This is a genomic window from Gemmatimonadota bacterium, assembly GCA_009835325.1.
Classification (GTDB): domain Bacteria; phylum JAAXHH01; class JAAXHH01; order JAAXHH01; family JAAXHH01; genus JAAXHH01.
This window is the reverse complement of the sequence record VXWP01000019.1, coordinates 1-4905: the sequence shown is the minus strand read 5'-3', so window position 1 is coordinate 4905 and position 4905 is coordinate 1. Positions and strand designations below refer to the sequence as shown.

At 57.6% G+C, this 4905-nt stretch carries 6 protein-coding genes; 3 read left to right on the top strand and 3 right to left on the bottom strand.

The window, feature by feature from the left end; all coding sequences use genetic code 11:
• Positions 1 to 512: 512 nt before the first annotated feature.
• The gene (locus tag F4Z81_02155; GenBank protein MXW03850.1) at positions 513 to 773 is read right to left on the bottom strand and encodes a hypothetical protein; all 261 of its coding nucleotides are present in this window, start codon (positions 771 to 773) and stop codon (positions 513 to 515) included.
• Positions 774 to 909: 136 nt separating this feature from the next.
• Here F4Z81_02155 and F4Z81_02150 point away from each other — a divergent pair, with 136 nt between their 5' ends.
• The 3 genes from F4Z81_02150 (at position 910) to F4Z81_02140 (ending at position 3491) form a co-directional block, all read left to right on the top strand.
• Positions 910 to 1842 (top strand): asparaginase, encoded by a 933-nt coding sequence (locus F4Z81_02150; protein ID MXW03849.1) that lies wholly within the window; start codon positions 910 to 912, stop codon positions 1840 to 1842.
• Between the two features lie 75 nt (positions 1843 to 1917).
• Positions 1918 to 2649 carry a hypothetical protein gene (locus F4Z81_02145; GenBank protein ID MXW03848.1) on the top strand — a complete coding sequence of 244 codons (732 nt, stop codon included), beginning with the start codon at positions 1918 to 1920 and terminating at the stop codon, positions 2647 to 2649.
• Positions 2650 to 2732: 83 nt separating this feature from the next.
• A complete protein-coding gene (locus F4Z81_02140; protein ID MXW03847.1) occupies positions 2733 to 3491 on the top strand; it encodes a carbohydrate-binding family 9-like protein in 759 nt (252 codons plus the stop codon).
• A 20-nt stretch (positions 3492 to 3511) separates the two neighbouring features.
• Here the strand turns inward: F4Z81_02140 and F4Z81_02135 are convergent, their stop codons facing one another.
• Both F4Z81_02135 and F4Z81_02130 read right to left on the bottom strand, forming a co-directional pair.
• Positions 3512 to 3898: a hypothetical protein gene (locus tag F4Z81_02135; GenBank protein ID MXW03846.1), complete on the bottom strand. Its 387-nt coding sequence runs from the start codon at positions 3896 to 3898 to the stop codon at positions 3512 to 3514.
• Positions 3899 to 4287: 389 nt separating this feature from the next.
• The gene (locus F4Z81_02130; GenBank protein MXW03845.1) at positions 4288 to 4638 is read right to left on the bottom strand and encodes a hypothetical protein; all 351 of its coding nucleotides are present in this window, start codon (positions 4636 to 4638) and stop codon (positions 4288 to 4290) included.
• Positions 4639 to 4905 lie beyond the last annotated feature (267 nt).

Sequence of the window (4905 nt, the reverse complement as noted above, 5' to 3'; positions counted from 1 at the left end):
AGGTCCGCCACGTTGGTTTTCAGGTCCGCCACGTTGGTTTTCAGGTCCGCCACGTCGGTTTCGATTCCATCCAATCGGTTGTCGATTTTGAGGATGTGATTCAATATCGAACTCGAAGTATCTTCAAGACTGGAAACCCTGCGTTCCAACCTGCTCATTCGCCGTTTCATATCGGGAGTGTCATCTATTACAGTCATCATCTGGTTCCTTACCTATCCGGGGTGGTTGTTTCGAGGGGTTCGTCACAGAACGGGAGCGACCCGTAAATCGTCGTTTCGGCAGTTGTATCCATCAAGCACCTGGCATGTGTGACTACATGAACCCCAAAACAATCAAGTCACAACGTTGGCAGATTGTCAACGCCGATTTTGTTGACATCTCGTCAACACTCGTGTATCCCATCTTCCTCACCTCCTGTGCCATCAGATCGGAGTTCCCAGGCCGGTTTGATCCCGATGTTCACCGTTCGATGTAACCCCCTTTCTTTTTATTAACGCGATCCCGGATTCACGTTACTGATTCTGGGATATCCGCAATTGTCCCTCTACCCGTCCCAGGCGCGAATTCATGTCGTGCATCTCTTCCCGCATGGAGGATAACTCGGTACGTATAGCAGCCAACTCGGTGCGCATTTCCGAGAAGTCGGAACGGACTTCATCCCTGAATTCCTGGTTCAGCTGATTGACAAACGCAAAAACGGTAATGACAAGAACCCCTGCGGCCGTTATGATCTGGGCGCCGAAGGTCCAATGATCACGGGATATCATGGTCATGTCTGACTCCTTCCAAAGCTGATCCAAATAAGCCTACCGCCGTTGATCCCACGCTGATATCTTAAGAGTCGCAAATCAGGATTCTCATCTCGTAGAAAAACGCAGTTGAACACTATCTTGTGAAAAGGACCACACAATGATCGTCATGGCTACGAACAACGGCGACGTGGGCATCCGGCAGGCGGTGGCCGCGCTCAAGGAAGGCAAGACCGCGGTGGACGCCATCGAGATCGGCATCCGGGAGGTGGAGGTGCACCGTCCCGACCGCAGCGTCGGCCTGCACGGCTATCCGAACATCCTCGGGTATCCCCAGTTGGACGCCCTCATCATGGACGGCCGCACGCGCGACGTGGGGGCCGTGGGTGCGGTTACGGGCTACGACCACCCGATCTCGATCGCCCGCTGCGTCATGGAGAAGCTGATCCACGTCTTCCTGGTGGGTGACGGCGCGGAGCGGTTCGCCAGCGAAATGGGATTCGAGAAGAGCACCTACGTGGACCCCGAGATGCCCGAGATCTACGCGAAGCATGTGCGCGAGCAGCTGGGGATCGACGACCCCGAGGAACTCCAGCACACCAAAGAACTGTGGAAGCTGAGCCACCTGGCCGTCGATCCGCAGAAGGCCGGAGGCACGACCAACTTCATCGCGCAGGACGGCAATGGCGACATCTGCGTGGGCGTGAGCACGAGCGGCTGGGGATGGAAGTACCCGGGCCGGCTGGGGGATTCGCCGGTCATCAGCGCGGGCGGCTTCGCGGACAACCGCTACGGCGCCGCGGCATGTACGGGTACGGGAGAACTGGCCATCCGGACCGGCGCGGCCCGGAACGTGGTGACCTACATGAAGATGGGCATGTCGCTCGAAGAGGCCACGGCCGAGGGACTCCGGGACATGAACGAACTGGACTCCCAGCGCGTGGGCGGCGTGCAGATCATCTCCCTGGACGCCAGCGGCGCCCACATGGCGGGGACCACGAGCGATCGGAAAGGCAGCCACGTCTACATGACGGCCGACATGGACGAGCCCGAGTTCGTCGAAGGCATATCGGTGCCGTACGAAGGCGAATAAGGGAAACCGACGAGGCCGTTTGAGATCGTTCGAAATCGTTCGGGCATCGCCGATGGACCCGGAGGAGCATCCCGGATGAAGCTGGAGGACGCCAAAGCCCATCTCGACGAACACGGTTACGTCGTGCTCAAAGAGGCGTTGACCCCGGAGCAGGCCGGTGCCCTTCGCGATCGTTCGGCCGAGTTGGCCGCGCAGGAAAGAGACGATGGGGAGCACGTCTACTTCGACGGGCAGGCACAGCGGGTGTGGAACCTGGTCAACAAGGGACGCATCTACGAGGAAATGATCCAGCTGCCCCAGGTACTTGCGCTCCACGAACACCTGCTGGGCGACGACTGTATCTTAAGCAGCTTTACCGTCAATCTCATCGGCCCCGGCGCGCCGGCCGGCGGCCTGCACGTCGACTTTCCGCTTGGCCGATTCCCGCAGCCCGCGCCCCCGTTCGCATTCTGCTCCAATACGATTTTCGTGCTCGACGACTTCACGCCGGAAAACGGGGCGACACGGCTTGTGCCGGGAAGCTACAAGCGCGGGACCCCTCCCGATCCTGAGACATCGTACGACGACGTCATCCAGCTGGACGCCCGCCGGGGCGATATCGTCATCATCCACGGCGCGACCTGGCACAGCAGCGGCGCCAATCGAACCCGGGAGGAACGGATGATCCTGCTGGGGTTCTTCTGCCGCTCGTTCATGAAGCCGCAGCAGGACCAGTTCAGGCTGGCGAGCCCCGAGGTCGTCGAGCGGGCGACGCCGACCCTGAAGCGTCTGCTGGGATTCGAGTCGCAGTCGGGCATGCGGACCTGAGCCACGGACCTGAGTCCGCGGTTCGCCCGTCGTCCAGTTCGCAACTTTTTGTCCACCTTCATACATCAAAAGAAAGAACCATCATGTCCGACTCGCCATCGCAAAAAATCGTCCCCAAGACCTACACCTGCTACCGTGCGTGCGGCCCCATCGCGATCGACGGAAAGCTGAGCGATCCGTCCTGGATCCGGGCGCCCCGCACCGACCTCTTCGTCGACATCGAGGGTGACCTCAAGCCTATCCCGCGCTTCGGTACGCGCGCCATGATGCTGTGGGACGACGAGTATTTCTACGTCGCCGCGGACATGGAGGAACCGGACGTCTGGGGCACGTTGACCAAACGGGATTCCGTCATCTGCCTCGACAACGACTTCGAGGTGTTCATCGATCCCGACGGGGACACCAACCACTACATGGAGTTCGAGATCAATCCCTTGAACACCGCCTGGGACCTGTACCTGCCCAAGCCCTACAGCAAGGGCGGGAAAGCCGATCACGACTGGGACTTCGAAGGTGTGCGCCACGCCGTCCACATCGACGGCACCGTCAACTGCTCCCACGACGTGGACCGCGGCTGGTCCACCGAAATCGCATTCCCCTGGACCAGCATGGCCGAATACGCCGGGGTGGACTGCCCTCCAAAAGCCGGAGACAGCTGGCGGGTCAACTTCTCACGGGTCGAGTGGGAGTTCGAGCGTTACAAGGACGGCTATCTGAAGAAAGACGGGGTTCCTTGCGACAACTGGGTCTGGTCGCCCCAGGGGGAGATCAACATGCACCTCCCCGAGATGTGGGGACACGTCGTGTTCTCGGATACGGTCGTGGGCACGGCGGAGATGTGACGTATGGTCGCCTTGCCCGGTCAGGTTAGCTTCATAACGGTCAAGATGATCCCCATGCAGGATACGACAACGCCGATTGTCCATCGAAATTGCGTATTAGAATGAGCCAGCATGTCCGTTCTCATCCGCTCCATGTCTATTCTCAGTACACCCAGGTCTTCACGGGTCGCGAAGGCCTTCAGATCCTCCCGTGTGGCGAATGCCTTCAGATCATCCCTTGTGACGAAGGCCTTCAGATCGTCACGTGTGGCTACATGCTCCAGTTTCTCCTCGATTCTGGTCAAGCGGATCTTGATATTGTCCGAACTGTAGTACAGATCGTCTTCGATCCGCCTGATGGATTCCGCGACTTCCCGTGAACTCATCCCGGTACTGCCGGTTGGACGTTCGCGTTTTTGATCATTCATCGATCTATCCTTGAGCTATTTGTATTTGCCTGGATCCGTGGATCAAATGTACACAGCCTCCAGTTTCAGATTGTAAGTGGCGATCTATGGCAGAAACCATTTGAGCGCCGTAACGGTAATCCCCGCCAATGCGAGCATGCTACCCACAGACCACCTGATCATACTGATCTTCATGTTTGCAAGGTCTTCTCGGGTGGCGAATACCTTCAGATCATCACGCGTGGCGTATGCCTTCAGGTCATCTCGGGTGGATACATGCTCCAGCTTTTCTTCTATTCGCTTGATGGGCGCCGCGGTTCCGCGTCGACTTGACGCTGCATTGCCGGTCCGGCGTTTGTTTTTTGAGTGGTTCATTTTGTCTAGCGGTCCTCCCATTGACCTCTGTTTGTTCAGGTTAGCTTTATTACGGTCAAGATGACCCCCATGCAGGAAACAACAACGCCGATTGTCCATCGAAACAACGTATTCGTGTGGGTGATCATTTCCGTTCTCAATCCCGCAAGATCCTCCCGTGTGGCAAATGCCTTCAGATCTTCCTTTGTGGCGTATGCCTTCAGATCATCACGCGTGACAAACGCCTTCAGATCATCTCGTGTGGCGAACGCCTTCAGATCGTCACGGGTGACGACATGCTCCAGTTTTTCTTCGATCCTGGTCAGGCGGATCTTGATGTTGTCCGACCCGATATACAGATCGTCTTCGATCCGCCTGATGGACGCCTCGATTTCCCGTGAACTCATCCCGGTTTCACCCGGTGGGCGTTTGCTTTTTGGATTGTTCATCGCACCTGTCCTTTTGATTTGGTTGGTGGTTCTTTAATTACACCGATTTGCATGTGGGACGCGGCCAACGATCCGGGTTGCTTTCTACGCTCTCTGACGCGCTCGTACTGAAGTCCACCTCCGGGGATCGGCGCCGATAATCCTCCGGATCAACGCCCTTTAATCGTATCAGTAGTAGAGCGCACGTGTTATCTCGTGTTTTACTTTATTTAAAGGCGGTTGGCA

Coding starts and splice junctions, on each gene's coding strand:
- F4Z81_02140 (MXW03847.1), top strand. CDS start 2,733: ATGTCCGACTCGCCATCGCAAAAAATCGTCCCCAAGACCTACACCTGC.
- F4Z81_02145 (MXW03848.1), top strand. CDS start 1,918: ATGAAGCTGGAGGACGCCAAAGCCCATCTCGACGAACACGGTTACGTC.
- F4Z81_02130 (MXW03845.1), bottom strand. CDS start 4,638: ATGAGTTCACGGGAAATCGAGGCGTCCATCAGGCGGATCGAAGACGAT.
- F4Z81_02155 (MXW03850.1), bottom strand. CDS start 773: ATGACCATGATATCCCGTGATCATTGGACCTTCGGCGCCCAGATCATA.
- F4Z81_02150 (MXW03849.1), top strand. CDS start 910: ATGATCGTCATGGCTACGAACAACGGCGACGTGGGCATCCGGCAGGCG.
- F4Z81_02135 (MXW03846.1), bottom strand. CDS start 3,898: ATGAATGATCAAAAACGCGAACGTCCAACCGGCAGTACCGGGATGAGT.